Origin of the sequence: Aliiglaciecola lipolytica (assembly GCF_018860635.1) — a bacterium.
Classification (GTDB): Bacteria; Pseudomonadota; Gammaproteobacteria; order Enterobacterales; family Alteromonadaceae; genus Aliiglaciecola; species Aliiglaciecola lipolytica_A.
The window spans coordinates 137580-159740 of sequence record NZ_JAHKPT010000004.1 but is presented as its reverse complement, the minus strand read 5'-3'; the positions used below and the strand labels follow the sequence as shown (position 1 = coordinate 159740).

Below are 22161 nucleotides of genomic sequence, written 5' to 3'. Positions count from 1 at the left end.
GCAATGTGTATTCTTTTCATCGCAGTTGAGCAACACCCAGAGTACCCGTTAATTATAGCGGCTAACCGTGATGAATTTCATCAACGGCCCACTGTACAATCTGATTTTTGGCAGGATCATCCGAGTTTGCTCGCGGGTCGAGATTTAGAAGCAGGTGGTACATGGATGGGGATGAATAAAAATGGTCGACTTTGCGCATTAACCAATGTCAGAGATCCGCAAAAAATTCTGAACAATGCGATTTCAAGAGGCCACTTGGTTAGTGAATTTTTGATTAACCAAGATTCTCAACAGGATTATTTGACTAAATTGCGTGACAGCAAACAACAATATAATGGCTACAATTTGATGTTTGGCGAATGGAATGACCTATCTGTTTACAACAATCATACCGATAACGTCAGTAAATTGGGGCCGGGTGTATATGGTCTGTCAAACGCTGACTTGAACAGTCCTTGGCCTAAAATAAATCAAGGTGTCACTAAACTGCGCGAGCATTGCCAACAAGCTGTATCGTTAGATACGGACAAATTATTTGAAATACTGCTTGATCAAACCCAAGCAAAAGATGAAATGTTGCCTAAAACTGGCGTTCCTATAGATTGGGAGCGAAAATTATCGTCAATTTTTATTCAATCTCAGGATTATGGAACTCGCTCTTCAACCTTGTTATTAGTGAATAAAAACAAGCATGTAACTTGGTTAGAGCATACATTTGACCCTCAAGGTATTAACCGCAAACAACGTGAGTTTAACTTTTACATTCAATAAGCTCATATATTACTCGAAATCTCTCTAATTACTGGCATAATAGCGGCTTCTTTTTTTGCCTGTTATTTATTGAGGAATTGCTGTGTTAGAAGTGTTACCAAAATTACCCGCTGATCCTATTCTAGGTTTATCTGCTGCATATCGTGAAGATCCGAATCCTAACAAGATAGATTTAGGTGTAGGTGTATATAAAGATGAAAACGGTAATACTCCAATTCTCAGTTCTATTGCGAAAGCTCAAAAAATTCTATTAGCACAAGAGACAACCAAAACTTATATCACTCCACAAGGTGTTCAAGGTTACATTAACGGTATGTTGCAACTACTTTTAGGTAAAGGTCACCCTGCCCTAATTGAAGATCGTGTTGCTGCTGTGCAAGCTCCAGGCGGATGTGGCGCATTGAGAGTTCTTTCGGAATTAATTAAACGTTGTAACTCAGAAACAACCGTTTGGGTAAGTGACCCAACTTGGGCCAATCACATCCCCCTAATCGGTAGTGCTGGATTAAAAATCGAAACCTATCCGTATTTCGATAAAGCAACTGCAAGCATTAAATTTGATGAAATGGCAGATTGTCTTAAGCAAGTTAAAAAAGGCGACGTAGTGTTATTGCACGGTTGCTGCCATAACCCAACGGGCGCAGACTTAAGCAAAGATCAATGGCAATCAGTGTTAGAATTAGCCCAACAACAAGGTTTTGTGCCTTTTATTGATGTGGCTTACCAAGGTTTTGGCGACGGACTAGAAGCTGATGCCTACGGTGTGCGTTTATTAACTGAAAACTTGCCAGAAGTAATTATTGCAGCGTCTTGTTCTAAAAACTTTGGTTTGTATCGTGAGCGTGTTGGTCTTGCAGTGGCTGTGACTAACAGTAATGCGGTTAGACAAAGCATGCAAACTCAAATTCAATCAATCGCTAGAGCGATTTATTCAATGCCTCCTTCATACGGCGGTGCGTTAGTAGATATAGTGCTAAATGATCCTATTCTAAAAACCGAGTGGCAGTCTGAAGTGGAAGATATGCGTGTTCGCATGCAGTCCTTACGTCAACTATTAGTCACTAAATTAGCCGAAAAAGGCGCAACCAAAGACTTTAGTTTTGTGACTCAGCAAAAAGGTATGTTTTCTTATTTATGTATCAGTCCTGAACAAGTTAAAGCAATCAGAGACAAGCATAGTGTATACTTTGTTGATTCAAGTCGAGTCAACGTAGCTGGTATAAGCTTAAAAAATGTCGATGCGTTAGCTACCGCTTTGGTAGATGTTTTATAAACACTCTTCAAAATGCGCTCTTCACTGAGCGCATTTCTTATCTTGTTAGCCAACGTGTTGTCATTTAATTAGCAAATAGCACTTCGGCTCAAATTATTTGTATTTTCTTGCGTTTAATACTTAGATATTAAGCAATGAACATATCACCTGTATTTTACTTAATAGAGAAACTTTAATGAATTTTAATACCCTTGGTTTAGGCCAAAACATTGCCAATGCCCTTATTGAAAAAGGCTACAATGAGCCTACGCCAATTCAAGCACAAGCCATACCTGCAATTTTAGACAATAAAGATGTCATGGCCGCGGCACAAACAGGCACAGGCAAAACAGCCGGCTTTGTACTCCCAATTTTAGAAAAATTAAGCCATCAACCCCGTCCTAAAGCGAATCAAGTAAACGCGTTAGTTTTGACCCCTACACGGGAATTGGCCGCTCAAATTGCGGATAACGTTAAGGCCTATAGCAAAAACTTAAACGTCAGACACACTGTTGTTTTTGGTGGCGTTAGTATTAATCCACAAATGATGGCATTACGTAAGGGTGTAGATATTTTAGTGGCGACACCTGGACGTTTATTAGATTTATATAATCAAAAAGCGGTGAAGTTCGATAATTTACAGATTTTGGTGCTTGATGAAGCTGACAGAATGCTCGATATGGGATTCATTCACGATATTAAACGTGTCATAAAATTGCTGCCACAAAAACGCCAAAACCTTTTATTCTCTGCTACCTTTTCTACCCAAATTCGCGAATTGGCTAAGAGCATTGTCAATAATCCAGTGCAAATTTCAGTGGCTCCGGCAAATAAAACGGCGGATAAAGTTGAACAATGTATCCACCCTGTTGATAAGAGCAAAAAGTCTGCTTTACTGTCTCACATTATTAAACATCAAAATATGGATCAAGTATTGGTGTTTAGTAGGACTAAACACGGCGCTAATCGCTTAGCTAAGCAATTAACTGCTAAAGGCATCATATCATCAGCGATACATGGCAATAAGAGTCAGGGCGCTCGTACGAAAGCGTTAGCGGAGTTTAAATCGTCAACCATCCAAGTACTTGTCGCTACCGATATAGCAGCTAGAGGTTTAGACATTCACCAACTCCCCTTCGTAATTAACTATGATTTACCCCACGTAGCAGAAGATTATGTGCACAGAATAGGACGCACAGGACGCGCCGGTGCCACTGGGCATGCCATATCGCTAGTTACTGTAGAAGATGTGAAGTTATTAAAAGATATCGAACGTGTAATCGGCGAAAAAATTAATAGAGTTGAAGTCAAAGGCTTTGAGCCAACAGAGAAGTTAACGGAAACGTCTGCCAACCCTCAGCCTAAAAAAGCACCTAGACCTAAAAAACCTCGTAAGCCAAGACCAGCAAGGCAAGCTAGACCCAAAGCAGATTAATTGGGGCGATGGAATTGCGTTAGCATCCGATCTAAGTGATTGGCAAAGTTTTGTCGGTCTGTTTGATTTAGCGCCGGAGGCCCGCCAGTGTTAACACCGCTGGCGCGCATGGTGTCCATAAAGTCACGAATATTTAGTCGGGAACGCACATTTTCCTTGTCCATCAATTCACCTCGAGGACTCAAAGCGTTACACCCCTTTTCAATCACTTCTGCCGCTAAAGGAATATCGCTGGTAATGACTAAATCACCGGCTTCACAACGAGCAACAATCTCATCATCAGCTACATCAAATCCTGAAGAGACTTGCACAGAAGTGATGTTTTTACTTGCTGGTACACGAATAAATTGATTCGCAACCAACGTCATTTCAATGCCAGTTCGTTGCGCTGCTTTAAATAAAATGTCTTTGATAACATTCGGACACGCATCAGCGTCAACCCAAATTTTCAAATTATCATGCTCCTACAAAATGTTGAAATACAAACTCAGCAAATTATTAGCCGTTTACCACACTAAATCATCAGGGATCTCATAGTCTGCATACCATTCGTCTTCTTCAGCGGTACTGGTAGATTTAGCTTCGGCTTGCTCTGCAGCATCCGCACGATAAACTACCGCGTCTTTGTCACGCAAGGCTATTTTATCTGCAACTGGCATAGGTACAATTTCGTATGCACCATCGAGCACCACTATCGCTAGCTTACCTTGGCTAATTCGATTACGGGTCTGTTGATTCACATACAGACGTTTGATCAAATTATCATGGCTAAAATTACACGGAATATCACCGTTGTCTTTGGGTTGCTTATTCAGCTCTACAAGCTGTTTAATCTGCGCCAATACCGCCTTAGATTCGGCTAAAGCTTTCGCTTCTTGGTTCAGTTTTCGGTCTTTTTCTTGCTTTTCACGAAGCGCTTTTTGAGCCGCAATTTGCGACTCATTTTTATTCACAACTTTATGTTTTTGTTGCTGTTTAACTTGCTTGTGTTTTTCTTTTTTAGCTTGCTTAACTTTGTTTTTATCGGTTAAACCGGCTTTCAATAATTGTTCTTGTAATGACAGTGCCATAATAAAATACTCTTTGAATATTCTAGAAATAAAAACGGCAGTTTTCACTGCCGCTAAAGGTAAATTGTAAACAAGGCTATTTGCCTTTTTTACGCTTATCTTCAACAACCCATTTACCATCTTGATACCAAGCTGACCAACCAGTTGCTTTGCCTTCTGCATTTTCAGACGTTACATATTGTTGTTTAGTTTTACGACTAAATCGAACCATTGTTGGATTGCCATCAGGATCTTTTGCAGGTGCATCAGCCAAATAATAAAACTTGGGTGAAATGCGATCCCTAAACCTGGCTAACTCATGCACCATCGGCGCTCTTGTTTCACGAGATTTGGGGAAATTATGGGCTGCCATAAAAATACCCGCAGCACCATCACGAAGCACAAAATGCGCGTCCGATTTTTCACATTCCAATTCAGGCAAATCAACCGGATCTTCTTTAGGTGGAGCAGCTTCACCATTTCTTAGTAATTTACGGGTGTTTTTACACTCTTCGTTTGTACAACCGAAATATTTACCAAAACGACCATTTTTAAGTTCCATGTTCGAACCACACTTATCACATTCGATAATAGGTCCATCATATCCCTTAATTTTAAAGGTCCCTTTTTCAACATAAGTACCCGGACAGGTCGGTGCATTACCACAAACGTGTAACTTGCGGGTCTCGTCAACCAAATAACTATCCATGGCGGTACCGCAAATATCACATCGACGCTTAGATCTTAATACTTCTGTTTCCAGTTCATCTTCATCATCCACTTTAATGACTTCGTCACCTGGGGTCAGATTTTTAGTACCAGTGCAGCGCTCTTTTGGTGGTAAGTTATATCCTGAACACCCAAGGAACACCCCTGTTGATGCAGTTCTTACATTCATAGGGCGACCGCAAAGATGGCATTCAACATCGGTTTCAATAGCTTGATTAAGGCGCATACCACCTTCTTCAGGCGGTAATTCAGCTTTCAGCAAACGTTGATAGAAGTCTTCATAAAATTCATTTAAGACATCTTTCCAGTCACGAATTCCATTGGCAACATCATCGAGTTGTTGCTCCATGTTGGCAGTGAAATCAAAACTGATTAAATCAGAGAAATTATCCACTAAACGGTCGTTAACGATCTCTCCCATTTTTTCTGCATAGAAACGTTTGTTGTCTAGTTTAACGTAACCACGGTCTTGAATAGTGGAGATAATACTGGCGTAAGTTGATGGACGACCAATTCCTCGTTTTTCCAATTCTTTAACCAATGACGCTTCATTAAACCGTGCAATTGGTTTGGTAAAATGTTGTTTAGGATCCAATGCTTTGAGATCAAGTTTCTGACCTTCTTTTACATCGGGTAAATTAAGATCGTTATCGCCTTTACCTTTAACTTGAGTTTGAACCCGCGTCCAACCATCAAATTTCAATACCCGACCTTTGGCAACTAATTCGTACTCACCGGCCTTCACCTTGATAGTACTAGCATCGTATTTCGCCGGCACCATTTGACATGCCACAAATTGACGCCAAATTAATTCGTACAATCGTTGAGCATCACGCTCTACTTCAGTTAATGACTCAGATTTCACAATCACATTGGAAGGACGTATCGCTTCGTGAGCCTCTTGCGCACCTTCTTTACTGCCATATGAAATAGGGTTATTGGGTAGATAGTTAGCACCAAATGATTCTTCAATATAACCGCGACAAGCATCCACTGCGTCTTTACTTAAATTGGTCGAATCCGTACGCATATAGGTAATATGCCCAGCTTCATACAGACGCTGTGCCATCATCATGGTTTTCTTAACACCAAAGCCTAAACGAGTACTTGCTGCTTGTTGCAAAGTAGAGGTAATAAAGGGAGCAGACGGTTTACTTTGAGTTGGCTTTGATTCGCGGCTAATGACTTCATAGGAAGCATTTTTTAATGCCTCTAAAGCGGTGTCAGCTTGCGATTTATTGATCGGTTTAAAAGCACTACCTAAGTGTTTAGACACTAACATACGCAAATCGGTTTGCTTGGCATTTAAGTCAGCATGAATATCCCAAAACTCTTCTGGAACAAAGGCTTTAATCTCGCGCTCACGTTCAACCACTAATCGCACAGCAACAGACTGAACGCGGCCAGCAGAAAGTCCACGAGCCACTTTTTTCCACAGCAGTGGTGACACCATGAAACCCACAACACGGTCTAGGAAACGACGTGCTTGTTGCGCATTTACTCGTGCAATATTGAGTTGGCCAGGATCGGCAAAAGCCTCTTGAATGGCGTTTTTAGTAATTTCGTTAAAAACCACTCGTTGATAGGTTTTTCCTTCACTACCTAGCAACTCCTGCAGGTGCCATGCAATGGCTTCCCCTTCTCTATCCAAATCCGTTGCGAGATAAATGGTGTCTGCATCTTTAGCCAGCTTTTTTAATTCATTTACTACTTTTTCTTTGCCCGCGAGAATATCGTAATGGGCTTTCCAATCGTGTTTTGGATCAATTCCCATTCGATCAACCAGCTTTTGGTATTCGAATTCGCGAAGGTAAGTTTCGCGTTTTTTCTCGCTCCACTCTTTTAGCTCTTTAGCTGGTTTTTTAGCCGGAGCTTGACCTAATGCCTTTGTTGGTAAATCTCTAACGTGTCCAACACTAGATTTAACAATAAAATTTTTGCCGAGATATTTATTTATTGTTTTCGCCTTAGCTGGCGACTCGACAATAACCAATGATTTTGCCATAAATTATTCATTAACCTTTGTTTTATATGGGTTTTACGCCATTTTTAGGGAGTTTCGTTAAACTTCCTGTCGCATTTTGCTTTTTTAACATATATCGGCAAAGTGAATAGAAAACAAGTTCTTCTTAATACTTATCTACTTTTTGAACTTTTAGCTGCACCAAATATGCTCAGAATTTATACAGGCGCATTGGCAAGTACATTAAAAGACGTATAATCGCCACCAATAGTAAACAGAGCAAGCCCATTTCGCCTAGTTTTTTATAAATTTATTAACGAAGACGAACGAATAGTGGGCAAGCTTGAGTGCATTTTTATTGCAATGAGGTGAGCGAGTGAAACAAGTTGAAGTCAATTTTGATGGTTTAGTGGGTCCAACCCACAATTATGCAGGTCTTTCGATTGGTAATGTTGCATCCCTAAGTAATGCAAAAGCGTTTAGTAGTCCTAAACAAGCAGCATTACAAGGATTACAAAAAATGAAAGCCTTGCATGATATGGGAATGGTGCAAGGAATATTAGCCCCACAAGCAAGACCTGATATTGATACTCTCAGACGTCTAGGCTTTACAGGCAACGATTCAAGTGTGCTTGAGCAAGCCTCAAAACGTGCTCCTGAGGTTTTCAGGGCTTGTTGCTCTGCTAGTAGCATGTGGACCGCCAATGCCGCCACCGTGTCTCCTAGTGCCGATACGAGTGATGGCAAAATTCACTTTACCCCAGCAAATTTGACCAACAAGTTTCATCGCTCTTTGGAACCTGAAGTCACTGGCAGGATATTGCAAGCAACCTTTTCCAATGACAAATACTTCCAGCATCACACCCACTTGCCAGACAATGAACACTTTGGCGATGAAGGTGCAGCCAACCACACCCGGCTTTGCACCGATTATGGTCATGCTGGTGTTGAGATGTTCGTATACGGTCGGTATGCATTTGACAGCAGCAAGCCTGCACCTAAGAAATTTCCAGCTAGACAAACCTTAGAGGCCAGTCAAGCGGTAGCCCGTTTGCATGGTTTGAGTGATGACACTACCGTGTTTGTACAACAAAACCCTGACCTGATTGATCAAGGTGTATTTCACAATGATGTGATTTCAGTGGGTAATCAAAATGTACTGTTTTATCATCAACAGGCGTTTCTTGACACGCAAAATGTGTTAGATGAAATTCAACGCAAATTTGGTGACCAAAAATTGCATTTCATCCAAGTGGATACCAAAACGGTCCCCGTTCAAGATGCCATAAAAACCTATTTATTTAACACCCAAATCATTACTCTGGCAAACGGTGAAATGGCCATCATCGCCCCTACTGAGTGTCAAGAAAATTCCACGGTTGCTAATTATTTAGAGGAGTTGATAACCCTAAATACGCCGATTAAAAAAGTGCACTATTTTGACGTAAAACAAAGTATGCGAAATGGCGGTGGTCCTGCTTGTTTAAGACTAAGAGTAGCAATGACCGGTTCTGAGCTAGAAGCAGTTAATCAACACACTTTGATGTCAGACGCGGTTTTTGCACGTCTAAACAAATGGGTTAATAAACACTACCGCGATCAATTAAGTGTTGACGATTTGCGCGACGCGGCTTTACTCGATGAAACCCGCAGTGCTTTAGATGAATTGACCCAAATTTTGAACTTAGGATCGATTTATCCGTTTCAACGACAGTAAATAAACACAATTTAGACATAAAAAAACCTCGTAATTACGAGGTTTTTTTTATGCTTCAGAGGTTAAAGAGCGTCATCACATGAAGAACCGGTTCCAAACGGACTGCTAGGCGGTGGTGAGGCTTCATCATCCAAATCGTCAGCGGCAACTGAAAAAGTGAAATATTGACTTTCAATAGCTTCACTGCCAGAAGATTGGCCAAATACTGCGACTTCAACATCTGCCCAAGCGCCATAAGCCCTTGGGTAACGAACTTCTAATTTTGCTTGACCGTTTGAATCAGTTTCATTGTTACCATCGGTAAAACCAATAGTCCCAACAATACCTGGAGTTAATTCTTCATCTCCATTGGTATCTTCACCACTGTCAAGAATCCCATTGCCATTGATATCTTCGTTGGCGCAAGTTGCAGTTACATTCATCACCCACACATCAGTACCGTAAACCCAAAACCCTTTTCGATAAACGCCATCTTCTGTGAATTTAACCGGTGTTAAAGATGCGGTTAAAGAAACATTTTCCACGGCTCGACCAACAGAGTCACTGACAAACACAGAAAACTCTTTTAAATAACTTGAATCATCTGGCGATACCAATAAGTTCCCTGTTCCTAATGAAATATCAAAGGCTCTATCACCCACAGTTAGGGTGGTAAAATCAGTCACAGATTCATCATCAGCAACGTCTGCATAAACAATGACTGCATCTTCACTGCTCACCGCATTAGAAGTATAAACAGTGGAAGCGATTCCGTTACTGTCGGTTGTTGCCGAGTTTGGCGACACAAAACCACCACTAACATCGTCCACTCTGAAGTTTATGACCTTGCCTTTAACAAGATTTCCGGTGATATCACGTACGACAGCGGTAATGGTGGATGTTTGTCCATCTGGTCCGATTAAATCAGGTGAAGCATCAACAATGATAGTCGCCGGCTCAGTAGCAATAAATTCAAATTGCGTTCTGGCACTCACGGTATCCTCGTTTCCATCAGTCCCTAGCGCCGTAATAGAAGCTAATCCAGCATTGCTTGAATGTATCTCAAAAGAAGCAACCCCGTTGCTATCGGTTATCGCTGAAGAAGAAACAAATTCTCCACGCGAAGAACTCAAAGTGACTTCACCACCAACATATGCAATATTGTCTTTTAACCAAGTAACTTCCAACGTTGAGTTGGTATTAAGTGGAACATCTTCGGTTGGCACTGTGGTGAAGCTAAAGCTATCTTCTTGCACAGTAAAGGTTAAACTTCCTTCGGCATTTAACGCACTGGCGGTAATTTCATTTTCACCAGAAGTGGTGGCCACATATTGAATACTTACTTGCCCTTCTGTGTCAGTTGTTGCTGAGGTTGCGATATCCCCTTGTGACGCACTTAGTTGAACACTTTGATTCGCCACCCCGTTGCCATCGGAATCAGCCACTTTAATAGTGACATCTATGGTATCGCCTAGCACCACTGAAATAGGGCCGTCTACATTCACTTCGGTGCCGACAACCTCAATATCGACTGTTTGATTAAAGGTACCCGAAGAAACAGTTGCGGTAATCGTTCTGTTTTCTGGATTATTGCGGCTAGTCAGCGTTGCTCTGGCGGTGCCATCTTCTGTTGAGGTGCCTTGTACAATTTGCAATTCCGCACCATTGTTAGCAGAAAAAGAAACATCTACACCGGATAACAAAATATTTTGTGCATTTTTCACTACGGCAATTAGTTCTATTTCATCAGAACCACTGGATGCCAGTTGAATTGAGCTAGCGTATAACTCAAGAGAAGCCGGTGTCACACCTGATTGCGAAGTACCAGAAGAACTAAAGCCCACTTGCCCTTCTGTCCCGTCTGAAAGCGCGCCAGTAACCAAACCATCACCAGAGCTTGCACCAACCAGCAAACCTATAGTGGCAACACCGTCAGCATTGGTCAACGCAGTGCCCGTATCGTTATCAAAGGTCGCTAGGCCGTCTTGGCTAAAGGTGAATGTCACTAATTGATCTTCTACACTACCACCGGAACTAGTTACTGTCGCAGTCACTATTAATGGTGAAGTGGAAGTCAGTTCGTTCACTGTATTTCCATTTTGATCAGCAATAGTTAATGTAACATCGTAAGTTACTGTAGTGTCGGTTCCGCCAGTGCTTGTACCAGAAGAATCACGCTCTACTGAGCCTCCTCCGCCACATGCTGACAGAGTAAAAATCAATAGAGCTGCGAACAACATCTTCAAACGTGAAGTCATGCAATTTTTCCCACAAATAATGTTTTTCAATTCAAGTACCTGTTCTAAGTCATTTTATAGTTTTGCTGAAGACCTAAACTTGCTACGCTATCCAAAAATCAATAATAACTTTAGGACAAAAAATGCAGCAATCTCCAAAAAAACTTGGTCTCACCGCTAAAATCTTTATCGGCATGATTGCCGGGATAATTACCGGTGTTATTTTAAAATGGTCATTTGATGATAGCGGAGATTTAGCATTTAGTGTATTCGGGTTAACAGTTTCTACGTATGACGTTTTAGTCAATGGTATATTTAATGTAGTTGGCCAGATTTTTATTAACAGTTTAAAAATGCTAATCGTCCCCTTAGTCTTTGTATCTTTAGTCTGTGGGGTTTCTAACTTATCTGAACCAAGCAAGTTAGGACGTCTGGGCGGTAAATCTATTTTGCTGTACATCGGCACCACAGCGGTTGCTATTACCATCGCGATGGTTGCAGCGCTCATTGTACAACCCGGTGCAGGTGTGCCTATTCCTACTGATGCGGTATTCGCAGCAAAAGAGCCGCCCTCTTTGGCTATGGTGATTATCGATATCTTCCCATCGAATCCTTTTCAAGCATTTACTGAAGGAAAAATGTTGCAAGTCATAACCTTTGCGGTTTTATTTGGCTTAGCCATGGCCATGGTAGGCGATGCTGGTAAACGAGTAGCAGCATTATTTGAAGATTTAAATGCTGTAATTATGAAGCTAGTTACCATATTGATGAACTTAGCCCCCTATGGTGTGTTTGCGCTTTTGGCAAAACTATTCACAACCATCGATGAAGGACGAATTGCTTCTTTGGCCATCTACTTTGTATTGGTATTTGCAGTATTGATATTTCATAGTCTGGTTAACTATTCAATTATTCTTAAACTGTTGACCGGACTGAATCCCAAGTTCTTATTCTTAAAAATGCGTGAAGCCATATTATTTGCTTTCAGTACTGCAAGCAGCAGCGCAACTTTGCCCGTTACCATGGAAACAGCAACTAAAAAATTAGGGGTGAGTAAATCAGTTGCATCTTTTGTAGTTCCGTTAGGTTCAACTATCAACATGGATGGGACCGCAATCATGCAAGGGGTAGCAACCGTATTCATTGCACAGGTTTATGGTATCGACCTTTCAACTGCTGATATGTTAATGGTGGTATTAACCGCTACGCTAGCCTCCGTTGGCACAGCTGGCGTGCCTGGTGTTGGCACATTAATGTTATCTATGGTGCTAGTACAAGTTGGCTTACCTGTTGAAGGCGTAGCCTTGATACTCGGTGTAGACCGCTTGTTGGACATGACGAGAACGGCAGTCAACATCACTGGAGATTGTATGGTTTCTTGTGTTGTCGCGAAGAGCGAAAATGAACTAGACGAAGCTATGTATTACGATATGGATGCAGGTGTAGATTTTGAAAATGTGGACCTCCATGATTTTAAATCCACCGCACCAGAGTCGAAGGATTAATATTCCAGATGAAAAAACACTAAGCAGCAATGTATTCTACTTGAATAACTGCTTAGTGTTGCCCTAGTGCCTCTGCAGGATTTATTTTAGTTGCTTTGATGGCCGGATAAATAGTTGCCAACAAACTCAAACAAATAGCGATTAACGCGGTGAAAAAGACTTCACTCCAGCGCAACTGTGAAGGTAAAAAATCGATAAAATAAACATCCCCTGAAAGAAATTTAACGCCACTGACGTTTTCAATAAAAATCGCTATCGGGGTTAAGTATTCTGCCAATAACACGCCACATATCACCCCAACCAAAGTTCCAATGATACCGTTTACCGCACCTTGCAATACAAAAACTTGAATAATTAATTTATCCCTTGCGCCCATCGTTTTGAGCATAGCTATCTCCGCTCGCTTTTCACTAACAGCCATAACCAAGGTTGAAATAATATTAAAGCATGCGACACCAATGACTAAAGTGAGCGCCACATAGACGACCGCTCTAACCAATTGAATATCTTGATACAAATGTCCTTGAGTTCGCATCCAATCAGACATAAACACGTGCTGTGTGAACGAAAAACCAAACTCCCGTATGGCACTATTGGCGATGAAAGGATCGTCGAAACGAAAACGTAATCCTTGCGCCCCAGTAACAGTGCCGAGAGTATCTGCCGCTAACTTTATGTGCATAAAACCTATTTGGGAGTCTAACTCGCCACCAATGGCAATTTCTCCAGCCACATTCAACCACACTGTTTTCGGAGCTGAAAACGACAAGTCATCGGAAATTTGCGGTAGCACCAATTGCACTTTGTCACCCACATTCACTGCAAGTTGTTGCATAATTGAGCGCCCTAATAACACACTGTTAGGGTCGGCTTTAAAATTTGCCCAATGATTTTTGCCCACTTGCTGTACTAGTCTGTTGTTTTGCGCGTAATGCAAATCAATCCCTACCAACTCAGGCACCGCTTTCATTTTATTGCCTTTTTGCAATAAGCCTGAGGCCTTAATATAAGGTTCAATCGAGGTTATTCTTGGATCGGAAGACAAGCGGTTGAGTTGTTCTTGCCATTTTTCCAGACCAGTGCCTTCATATGCATATATCTCACCGTGAGGGATATAGCTTAAAAGTTGATTTTTCAGCTCTCGTTCAAAGCCATTCATCACCGATAGCAACAATATCAGCACCATACACCCTAAAGCGATACCCAAGGTAGATGATGCGGAAATGAATGAAATAAAACCATTTTGGCGTTTACCTGAACGGAATCGCCAAGCTAATTGTGCCACTAAACTCATACAGCAGCGCCCTGCTCTACGAGTTTTCCATCAGTAATATTGAGGGTCCTATCTAATTTAGAGGCCAACTCGGTATCATGGGTTACCACTATAAAGCTGGTCGCTATTTGCTCGCGCAATTCGTTTAGTAAATGATAGATACTTTGCCCTGTTTTGTGATCCAAATTACCTGTAGGCTCATCCGCTAAAACGAGATCTGGCTGAGTTACAAGCGCCCGCGCAATGGCAGAACGCTGTCGTTCTCCGCCAGACATTTGTGACGGTTTATGGTCTAGTCTGTGGCCTAACCCTACCCGTTTTAGAATATCTTCTGCCTTGTGCTTAGCTAGGTCACTCTTGATTTTACCAATTAATAGCGGCATAGCCACATTTTCTAGTGCTGTAAATTCGGGGAGTAAATGGTGAAATTGATATACAAAGCCTAAGCATTTATTGCGAAAATCAGCTTGCTGTTTTTCATTAAATTTAAAGATGTCTTGCCCTTTAAACAAAACGTTACCTGAAGATGGCGTATCCAAGGCACCCAAAATATGCAATAAGGTGCTCTTCCCCGACCCTGAGCTGCCAAGTATGGCTACTTGCTCTGCTTTACCCACCTGAAAATTAACCTTATCTAAAACTTGCACTGAAGAGTCATTTTCTTGATAGGTCTTACTGACATTTTTACAGATTAACAACTGTGACATAATCTCTACTTTATTTTTGTTCTTGCTGTTGGTTAAACAATTCCCGTTCACGCCGTTTCCACATGAGCCTTGCAACTTTTTTCATACTAACGTGCTTATCTTTCTCATCGACAATTTCGAAACCTAAAAGACTCTCGAGCAAATCTTCTAAGGTCAAAATACCATCCATACCACCATACTCATCTACCACTAATAGTATGTGCGAACGTGATTGCAGGAAATGTGGGAAGGTTTCCGCAAGATTTGTGCTACTCAGCAGAGCAACCATGTCTTTTCGATATTCTGAAAGCAATTTAGACCCATTGCCCCGAGCTTGCGCTAATATCAAGTCTGATTTGAGCACGAAGCCACTGATTTTTTCAGGCTCTTCGTCTTCATACACAGGAATTCTCGAATACACTTCAGTTGCATGTTTATGATAGAAGGTTTCAACAGTCATATTTTCAGACACTTTAAATACCACAGTCCTGTGGGTCATCGCATCCCGGACTTTTAAGTCATCTAAACTCAGTAAACTCTGCAGTATATTGGCTTCTTGGTGATCCAATAGTCCTTCGTGTTTAGATAATTCGGTCATTGCGTGGAGTTCTCCACGACTCAGTCCTTTCAAAGGACTTTCTTCGGTGAAGCGACTGGTTAACGCATTCGCCATTTTTACAAAGGGGTACAAAATCCAAACCAGATATTTCAGAAAATAAGCTGTAATTGGCGCAAGTTGACGCCAATAAGTCGCCCCTAAAGTCTTAGGAATGATTTCTGAGAACACTAATATCAACAAGGTTAATATTGCCGACGCCGCACCTAGGTACGCATCGCCAAAAACCACTGCGGCTTGGGCTCCGGCTCCAGCGGCCCCCATAGTATGGGCAATGGTATTGAGAGTTAATATCGCCGCTAGCGGTTTATTAATATCGGCGGTTAAATCATGTAAAATCTTCCCTGATTTTTCGCCTTTATTCATGGATACAGATATGTATGCTGAAGAGATACTTAAAATCACCGCTTCAGCTACCGAGCATAAAAAGGAAAATCCCAGTGCAACAACTACGTATATTATTAGTAGCACCATAAAAATTAACTATCGCCCTCTTTTTTCGGTTTATGTTGCTCAAACCACCACAAAATGTATTCTACCTTAGCCATCAAATTACTCGGTTTACGGTAAATACTATGGGAGGCATTTGGAATTCGAACCATCGCACTTTCCACACCTTGAATTTTTAGTGCCTGATAAAACTGCTCTGATTCAGATATGGGGGTTCTATGATCCGACTCGCCAGTTAATAACATAGTTGGTGTAGTCACATTGCCAACATAACTGATAGGTGAATATTTCATGTATTCGTTTAGATTATCCCAAGGTTTTCCACTAAACCAATATTGATAAAAGAATGGATAGAAATCAGCAGTTAACACAAAGCTGTACCAATTAATCACGGGCTTAGCTACTACGGCAGCAGCAAAACGTTGAGTGTGTCCAATTGACCATGCTGTCAGAGTGCCACCACCAGAACCACCAGTAATAAATAGCTGCTCAGTATCGATAAAGCCTTTTTCAATCAGGCTATCAACTCCAGACATCAAATCATCGTAATCTTGACTCGGATAATTTTTATCTATGCTATGAGCAAATTCTTTTCCGTAACTAGAACTACCACGAGGATTGAGATACAAAACAACGTTTCCTGCCGCGGCAAACAATTGTATTTCCATTGAAAAATGCGGTCCATAAGCAGTCACAGGACCACCATGGATCTCCAAGATTAATGGGTATTTTTTGCTCTTATCGAAACCAGGAGGATAAGCTATCCAACCTTGAATAACTTGATCATCTGCACTCGATTTAAACCAAATCTCTTCAATCTGGGCCAAGGTTTTATGGCCTAACGCATCATCATTGAGGTGGGTTAATTGCTTGGTTTGTTTATTATCTACAATGCCTACATCAGCAGGCCGCAAAGGATTGGAGTATGAAATCGCTACTTTGCCATTTTCACTAACTGCAAACTCTGCACCTGTGTAAGGTCGGCCATACGATTGGCCTCCTAATTTATCAGACAAAATGCTACGTTTATCTGCAGATTTTAGGGATTGCATGGCTAAAATTGTTTTGCCTTTGTCATCATATTGGATATACAGATTTCGACTTTTCTGATCCCAGGCGATAGCGTCTATACTGCGATCCAGTCCTTCTGATTGGAAAATAGTTTCACCATCTGAAAGTTGTTTAACATACACTTTAGCATTGTCATAATTTTTACGTTGGTCATCGAAACCAATATATGCAATGTATTTCCCATTCGGTGACACCTTAGGACTAGTGTCAGGACCATCACGATCAGTCACCTGCTTTATCGAACTATCGGTAATTGATAAAGCATAAATTTCACTATTTAGTGGCTCAAATTCGCGATTCTCTGATCGATTGGCGGAAAAATATATGAATTGACTATCTTTACTCCAGCTTAAGTCACCACCATTATCAAACTCATCATTGGTTAACTGTCTGGGCGTACCACCGTCGGCGGATAAGATAAATAATTCGGTTGTCCCCGGAACGCTGTAGCCCCCACCATCAAATCGGTAATAAACATCATCAATATAAATGGCCTGCTCTGCCCATTTTGCCCCAGGTGGTTTACCAGAAAGGCTAACCGGTGATTTAGGTTTGCCATTTACGAACATACTAAAGGCGATGTATTTTCCGTCAGGAGACCAACTCAAACCGCTAGGAGAAGAAACCAAATTAGTCAGTTTTGCTGTTTTACCGCTTTCTAACCAAGTCACATAAATCTGAGGTTTACCAGTTTGAGTCGAGATATACGCGAGTTTACTGCCATCGGCCGATAAAACCGGGTTGAAATCTAACTGTTCGCCAGTAGTGACCGGAAGCATAACGCCAGTTTTAGTATCTACAGACCAAATATTGCCAAGCTTCCTGTCGCTTTGAATATCCATAAAATGACGGACAAAATATACCGTTTTGCCATCTTGGCTTATGCTTAAGTCTGCCGCATACTCAATATCAAATATATCCTGAGACTTGAGCACCTCTATCTCGGTTTTCGCATTAATTGTTGGAGAGATTAACCCACCAATCAACATAAAAGTGACTATAACTTTTTTCATTTTTATCCCTAACCTTTTTGGGCGAACAAATAGCTTATCGCATTTTCTAAAAAATGCCTTGTAAATACGACATTTAGCTTAAGAAATTTTAACGGTAATGAATGATAATCAAGACGTTTCTATAGGATTTGCTTAATTATGTATTGATAAGATGAATTCCGACATCTACTCCAAAACGATCAATTTCCCTTCTAATAACGCAGCTTTGACTTGGTCATTAAATAACATTAACCAAGTTGGAGGCATGTTTTTACGCCAAAACCCAGCAGGTTCCGACTCCCCAGGTACTTTAATAATCGGCCAGTCAGTTAATTGATTAATTAAAGATATATCACCACTGAACCGACAAAATCCATTACGTAACAACGATATATATTTATCTTTGTTTAAATCAATAGGTTGGTTTACTTCAAAAGTATTGCCAGGTGCATAGCTAAAGTTATGGGCATTTAATACTTCATAAGCACCTAATTGTTGTAAGTCACCTAATTCACTAATAAGTGCTAGCTTTTGGTGTTGCTGTTTAATCGCCACATCGACACTGAAACTGGCATTTACGGTATCGACGTTCAAGCCCCGTATGATTAGATCGCTCAACCCGTTTTCAATATTAAATGGTAAAGAATTGTAATCGAACTCTAGCACTTTGTTGTATGACTGCTCGGCAATATGATGAATACTATGCAATAAACATAAAAAATTTAAGCGTCTAGCATTTTGTCTATTTGAATCGTTAAAAGTTGCCCCAGATTCGATTAACACGCAAGCAACTCCTTGGCTGCAAGCGAGATCACCAAAAGCCCGCGGTGAATAACTATCTTGATACTTTGCAACCTTTGCAAATAATTCATCAGACATATCTGAAAGCATCGCAGCGATTAATTTCATGGCATTACACCTATGTTCAGGGATACTTTCCTGAGCGTCGCCTGCGGGCGCGAGAAACGCCATTTCTACCGGCTTCAAAGTGTCCTCAATACGATAATATTTCGACTGATCGTGGAGGTTGAAAGCAAAAAGTGGCTTAATATTGTCGAACAATGATTTTAATACTTTACCTTCGGGGGTTTGTAACGCTGCAGCATCTCGGTTTATGTCGATGCCCTGTGCATTTTCTCTAGTTTGCTGCTGTGCACCATCTGGATTCAACATTGGCACTATATGCAAGGTAACTTTGTCTAGAATCTCGTTCAACCAAGCACGTGTTTTGTTTTGCTGGAAAAACTGAATTAAATCCAACAAAGCCGCGGTTGCCGTTGGCTCATCACCGTGCATTTGTGACCAAAATAAAATCGCTATGTTGCCTTTGCCAACAGTAACCTTTTGTATGGGTTGGCCTAAATATGAATGCCCCACAACTTGCTTGCTCATAAAATCAGTATCAGCAAAAAAGGGGTCGGCAAGGTATTCCAATAAATCTTGGGGAAATACGTGGGGTTTGTCTAATTGAGCAATTCTGGCGCTGCTATAAAGCTGTTCTAATACGTTATTCTCGGGGAACATGCTTACTCCGAACTGTCGTTACTTGTTATGTCTATGTATAGATTAGAACGGTTGACTAGATAATTTAAATAACTTTAGTTGCTAATAAGCATATTCGCAATTAACTAAGTTACCGTCATCAGTAACTTAGTTACAGCCGCCTTTTTGTGCTTGTCTGGCATCAAAAGCCGCTAATTGTTCTGGCGTTGCTTTGGCTTGGTATTTTTCCTTCCACTGTGCGTAAGGAATACCGTATATTTTTTCACGGGCTTGTTCGTAATCGATCTCTATCCCTTTTTCTTGTGCTGCAGCCTTGTACCATTTGCCCAAACAATTACGGCAAAAGTCCGCCAAAATCATCAGATCGATGTTTTGTACATCTTTATTATCATCTAAATGTTTCAACAAACGTCTAAAAGTAGCCGCTTGTATTTCAATTTCTGTTTGTTTATCCATTATAAATCCTGCGATTGATAATCAATTTAGTAAAAATCAAAAAAGGAGCTTAGCGCTCCTTTTTTATGTCATATAAATTTGAAGATTAGTCTTCTGATGGTGCTTCAGCAGCTGGTTTTTCTAACAGCTCTTTGATGCTTAAGCGCACACGGTTCTGACGGTCAATTTCCATTACTTTCACATCGACCATTTGGCCTTCAGAAAGATAATCAGAAACTTTATTCACACGCTCGTGAGCGATTTGTGAAATATGTACAAGACCTTCTTTACCTGGTAACACTTCAACGAATGCACCGAAATCAACAATACGAGTCACTTTACCGTGGTAAGTTTTGCCCGCTTCTACTTCAGCAGTTACTTGCTCAATTTTAGCAATCGCAATTTCTGCTTTAGCTAATTCAGTAGCAAATATCTTAATAGTACCGTCGTCTTCAATTTCAATATTAGTATCTGACTCTTCAGTGATCGCACGGATCATTGCGCCGCCTTTACCAATAACATCGCGGATTTTATCCTGGTCGATTTTAAGAGTATAGATACGCGGGGCGAATTCAGACATTTCATCGCGGTGACCACCAAGCGCTTCATCCATAACACCCAAGATATGTAAGCGAGCTTCTTTAGCTTGCTTAAGGGCTTTTTGCATGATTTCTTGGGTAATACCTTCGATTTTAATGTCCATTTGAAGTGCAGTAATACCATCAGTAGTACCAGCAACTTTAAAGTCCATATCACCTAGGTGATCTTCATCCCCTAGAATGTCAGATAAAACAACGAAGTTTTCGTCACTTTTCACTAAGCCCATAGCAATACCTGCTACAGAAGCTTTAATCGGAACACCCGCATCCATAAGTGCCAAAGATGTACCACATACTGAAGCCATAGAAGAAGAACCGTTTGATTCTGTAATTTCTGACACAACACGGACTACATATGGAAACTCTGCTTCAGACGGCATAACCGCTTGAATACCACGTTTTGCCAAACGACCATGACCAATTTCACGACGCTTAGGAGAACCAACAAAACCAGTTTCGCCTACACAGTATGGAGGGAAGTTATAATGCAACATGAAGCGACTGCTAGCCATGCCACCTAGTTCATCAATCATCTGTGCATCACGTTCTGTACCAAGGGTAGCAGCAACTAATGCTTGAGTTTCACCACGTGTGAAAAGAGCAGAACCATGAGTTCTAGGAAGAATGCCAGTATTGACATGTAACGCTCTGATCATATCTGGTTCGCGACCATCAATACGCGGCTCACCAGCTAGTATACGAGAACGTACAACATCACTTTCAAGATCGTGCAGCATTTCCGACACTTCTTTCGGGTCTTGCTCAGGATCAGCTTCTAAAATAGCGGCTACCGCTTTTTCAGTGACAGCAACAACAGCGTCTTTACGCACCATTTTGTCTGAAATCTGATACGCTTCTGTCATGCCTGCTTCAGCTAATTCTTTGATTTTGCTCTTAAGTTCAGTGTTTTCTTCAACAGCTGACCATTCCCACTTAGGCGTCGCAACTTCTGCAGCAAATTCACGTACAGCATTCACTACAGCTTGGCTTTGCTCGTGTCCGTACATTACAGCACCAAGCATCACTTCTTCAGAAAGAATACTAGCTTCTGATTCAACCATAAGTACTGCACTTTCAGTACCAGCTACAACCAAATCTAATTCGCTTGTTTCAAGTTCTGAAGTTAGGGTATTTAGAATGTACTCACCTTCTTTGTAACCAACACGTGCAGCGCCAACAGGTCCGTTAAATGGAATGCCTGAAATCGCAAGAGCCGCAGAAGTACCAATTAGAGAGATGATATCGGTAGGAATTTCTGGATTAGCAGAAACAACGGTAATGATAATTTGAACTTCGTTCATGAAGCCGTCTGGAAATAGAGGACGGATTGGACGGTCGATCAAACGTGCAATAAGTGTCTCACTTTCAGAGGGACGACCTTCACGTTTAAAAAAGCCACCTGGTATTTTACCAGCAGCGTATGCTTTTTCTTGGTAGTTAACCGTTAATGGGAAGAAGTCTTGCCCAGCTTTGGCATCTTTTTTACCAACAACACTGACTAATACAGAAGTATCGTCCATGCTGGCCATAACCGCAGCGGTTGCTTGACGAGCAATTACACCCGTTTCTAGCGTTACAGTATGTTGTCCATACTGAAATGTTTTAGTAATAGGAGTCACTATTTATCCTTTTTAATATTTTCTTATATCGCTTTCAAATGCGGCGCATAGTATAGCTATATGAAGGGCAAATCGACAGTGAAATTTATATTTAATCTAGGTTAATTTACGTTTTTCGGCATTTTTACTGATTAACTTCGTTCAAATAACAATAAGCAGAGGATCACTAAGCAATAGTTGAGTGATATATTTTAAACCTTGGTCTAAAGTAATAAGTAAATCTAGGTCGAAACCGCAAATTAGTTTTTGCACTAATAGTTATTTAGATTACACTCTCAGT

General features: G+C 41.0%; 16 protein-coding genes. 5 read left to right on the top strand and 11 right to left on the bottom strand.

The window, feature by feature from the left end:
* Positions 1 to 3 precede the first annotated feature (3 nt).
* The 3 genes from KO530_RS00975 (at position 4) to KO530_RS00965 (ending at position 3458) form a co-directional block, all read left to right on the top strand.
* Positions 4 to 771, top strand: a complete 768-nt coding sequence (locus tag KO530_RS00975; RefSeq protein ID WP_216046516.1) for an NRDE family protein — start codon at positions 4 to 6, stop codon at positions 769 to 771.
* Between the two features lie 82 nt (positions 772 to 853).
* Positions 854 to 2044 (top strand): aromatic amino acid transaminase, encoded by a 1191-nt coding sequence (locus KO530_RS00970; RefSeq protein WP_216046515.1) that lies wholly within the window; start codon positions 854 to 856, stop codon positions 2042 to 2044.
* A gap of 175 nt (positions 2045 to 2219) precedes the next feature.
* Positions 2220 to 3458, top strand: a complete 1239-nt coding sequence (locus KO530_RS00965; protein ID WP_216046514.1) for a DEAD/DEAH box helicase — start codon at positions 2220 to 2222, stop codon at positions 3456 to 3458.
* Here KO530_RS00965 and KO530_RS00960 read toward each other — a convergent pair.
* The 3 genes from KO530_RS00960 to topA form a co-directional block, all read right to left on the bottom strand.
* Positions 3455 to 3910 (bottom strand): YaiI/YqxD family protein, encoded by a 456-nt coding sequence (locus KO530_RS00960; protein ID WP_216046513.1) that lies wholly within the window; start codon positions 3908 to 3910, stop codon positions 3455 to 3457. The genes KO530_RS00965 and KO530_RS00960 overlap by 4 nt on opposite strands.
* 54 nt (positions 3911 to 3964) lie before the next feature.
* Positions 3965 to 4528 carry a DUF2058 domain-containing protein gene (locus tag KO530_RS00955; RefSeq protein WP_216046512.1) on the bottom strand — a complete coding sequence of 188 codons (564 nt, stop codon included), beginning with the start codon at positions 4526 to 4528 and terminating at the stop codon, positions 3965 to 3967.
* Between the two features lie 76 nt (positions 4529 to 4604).
* Positions 4605 to 7241, bottom strand: a complete 2637-nt coding sequence (gene topA, locus KO530_RS00950; RefSeq protein ID WP_216046511.1) for a type I DNA topoisomerase — start codon at positions 7239 to 7241, stop codon at positions 4605 to 4607.
* A 334-nt stretch (positions 7242 to 7575) separates the two neighbouring features.
* Between topA and astB the strand changes: the two genes are divergently transcribed.
* A complete protein-coding gene (gene astB, locus KO530_RS00945) occupies positions 7576 to 8916 on the top strand; it encodes an N-succinylarginine dihydrolase (protein WP_216046510.1) in 1341 nt (446 codons plus the stop codon).
* 62 nt (positions 8917 to 8978) lie between these two features.
* Here the strand turns inward: astB and KO530_RS00940 are convergent, their stop codons facing one another.
* Entirely contained in the window at positions 8979 to 11153 is a 2175-nt protein-coding gene (locus KO530_RS00940; protein ID WP_216046509.1) for an Ig-like domain-containing protein, read from the bottom strand.
* 122 nt (positions 11154 to 11275) lie between these two features.
* Between KO530_RS00940 and KO530_RS00935 the strand changes: the two genes are divergently transcribed.
* A complete protein-coding gene (locus KO530_RS00935; RefSeq protein ID WP_216046508.1) occupies positions 11276 to 12637 on the top strand; it encodes a dicarboxylate/amino acid:cation symporter in 1362 nt (453 codons plus the stop codon).
* Between the two features lie 52 nt (positions 12638 to 12689).
* Here the strand turns inward: KO530_RS00935 and KO530_RS00930 are convergent, their stop codons facing one another.
* From KO530_RS00930 to pnp, 7 genes are all read right to left on the bottom strand, one after another.
* Entirely contained in the window at positions 12690 to 13931 is a 1242-nt protein-coding gene (locus tag KO530_RS00930) for a lipoprotein-releasing ABC transporter permease subunit (RefSeq protein WP_216046507.1), read from the bottom strand.
* Positions 13928 to 14617: a lipoprotein-releasing ABC transporter ATP-binding protein LolD gene (lolD, locus tag KO530_RS00925; RefSeq protein WP_216046506.1), complete on the bottom strand. Its 690-nt coding sequence runs from the start codon at positions 14615 to 14617 to the stop codon at positions 13928 to 13930. The genes KO530_RS00930 and lolD overlap by 4 nt, the downstream gene beginning before the upstream one ends.
* Positions 14618 to 14627: 10 nt before the next feature.
* Positions 14628 to 15686 (bottom strand): CNNM domain-containing protein, encoded by a 1059-nt coding sequence (locus tag KO530_RS00920; RefSeq protein ID WP_216046505.1) that lies wholly within the window; start codon positions 15684 to 15686, stop codon positions 14628 to 14630.
* A gap of 5 nt (positions 15687 to 15691) precedes the next feature.
* Positions 15692 to 17746, bottom strand: coding sequence for an alpha/beta hydrolase family protein (locus KO530_RS00915; RefSeq protein WP_216046504.1), 2055 nt, complete (start codon positions 17744 to 17746; stop codon positions 15692 to 15694).
* Between the two features lie 165 nt (positions 17747 to 17911).
* A complete protein-coding gene (locus KO530_RS00910) occupies positions 17912 to 19249 on the bottom strand; it encodes a M14 family zinc carboxypeptidase (protein ID WP_216046503.1) in 1338 nt (445 codons plus the stop codon).
* Positions 19250 to 19375: 126 nt separating this feature from the next.
* Entirely contained in the window at positions 19376 to 19684 is a 309-nt protein-coding gene (locus KO530_RS00905) for a DUF1244 domain-containing protein (protein WP_216046502.1), read from the bottom strand.
* Between the two features lie 85 nt (positions 19685 to 19769).
* On the bottom strand, positions 19770 to 21881 hold the full coding sequence (pnp, locus tag KO530_RS00900; RefSeq protein ID WP_216046501.1) for a polyribonucleotide nucleotidyltransferase: 2112 nt from the start codon (positions 21879 to 21881) through the stop codon (positions 19770 to 19772).
* Positions 21882 to 22161 lie beyond the last annotated feature (280 nt).

Excerpts from the sequence above, each read along its gene's own strand:
- KO530_RS00975 (WP_216046516.1), top strand. The coding sequence starts at position 4 with ATGTGTATTCTTTTCATCGCAGTTGAGCAACACCCAGAGTACCCGTTA.
- KO530_RS00965 (WP_216046514.1), top strand. The coding sequence starts at position 2,220 with ATGAATTTTAATACCCTTGGTTTAGGCCAAAACATTGCCAATGCCCTT.
- KO530_RS00955 (WP_216046512.1), bottom strand. The coding sequence starts at position 4,528 with ATGGCACTGTCATTACAAGAACAATTATTGAAAGCCGGTTTAACCGAT.
- topA (WP_216046511.1), bottom strand. The coding sequence starts at position 7,241 with ATGGCAAAATCATTGGTTATTGTCGAGTCGCCAGCTAAGGCGAAAACA.
- KO530_RS00940 (WP_216046509.1), bottom strand. The coding sequence starts at position 11,153 with ATGACTTCACGTTTGAAGATGTTGTTCGCAGCTCTATTGATTTTTACT.
- KO530_RS00935 (WP_216046508.1), top strand. The coding sequence starts at position 11,276 with ATGCAGCAATCTCCAAAAAAACTTGGTCTCACCGCTAAAATCTTTATC.
- KO530_RS00930 (WP_216046507.1), bottom strand. The coding sequence starts at position 13,931 with ATGAGTTTAGTGGCACAATTAGCTTGGCGATTCCGTTCAGGTAAACGC.
- lolD (WP_216046506.1), bottom strand. The coding sequence starts at position 14,617 with ATGTCACAGTTGTTAATCTGTAAAAATGTCAGTAAGACCTATCAAGAA.
- KO530_RS00920 (WP_216046505.1), bottom strand. The coding sequence starts at position 15,686 with ATGGTGCTACTAATAATATACGTAGTTGTTGCACTGGGATTTTCCTTT.
- KO530_RS00915 (WP_216046504.1), bottom strand. The coding sequence starts at position 17,746 with ATGAAAAAAGTTATAGTCACTTTTATGTTGATTGGTGGGTTAATCTCT.
- KO530_RS00910 (WP_216046503.1), bottom strand. The coding sequence starts at position 19,249 with ATGTTCCCCGAGAATAACGTATTAGAACAGCTTTATAGCAGCGCCAGA.
- KO530_RS00905 (WP_216046502.1), bottom strand. The coding sequence starts at position 19,684 with ATGGATAAACAAACAGAAATTGAAATACAAGCGGCTACTTTTAGACGT.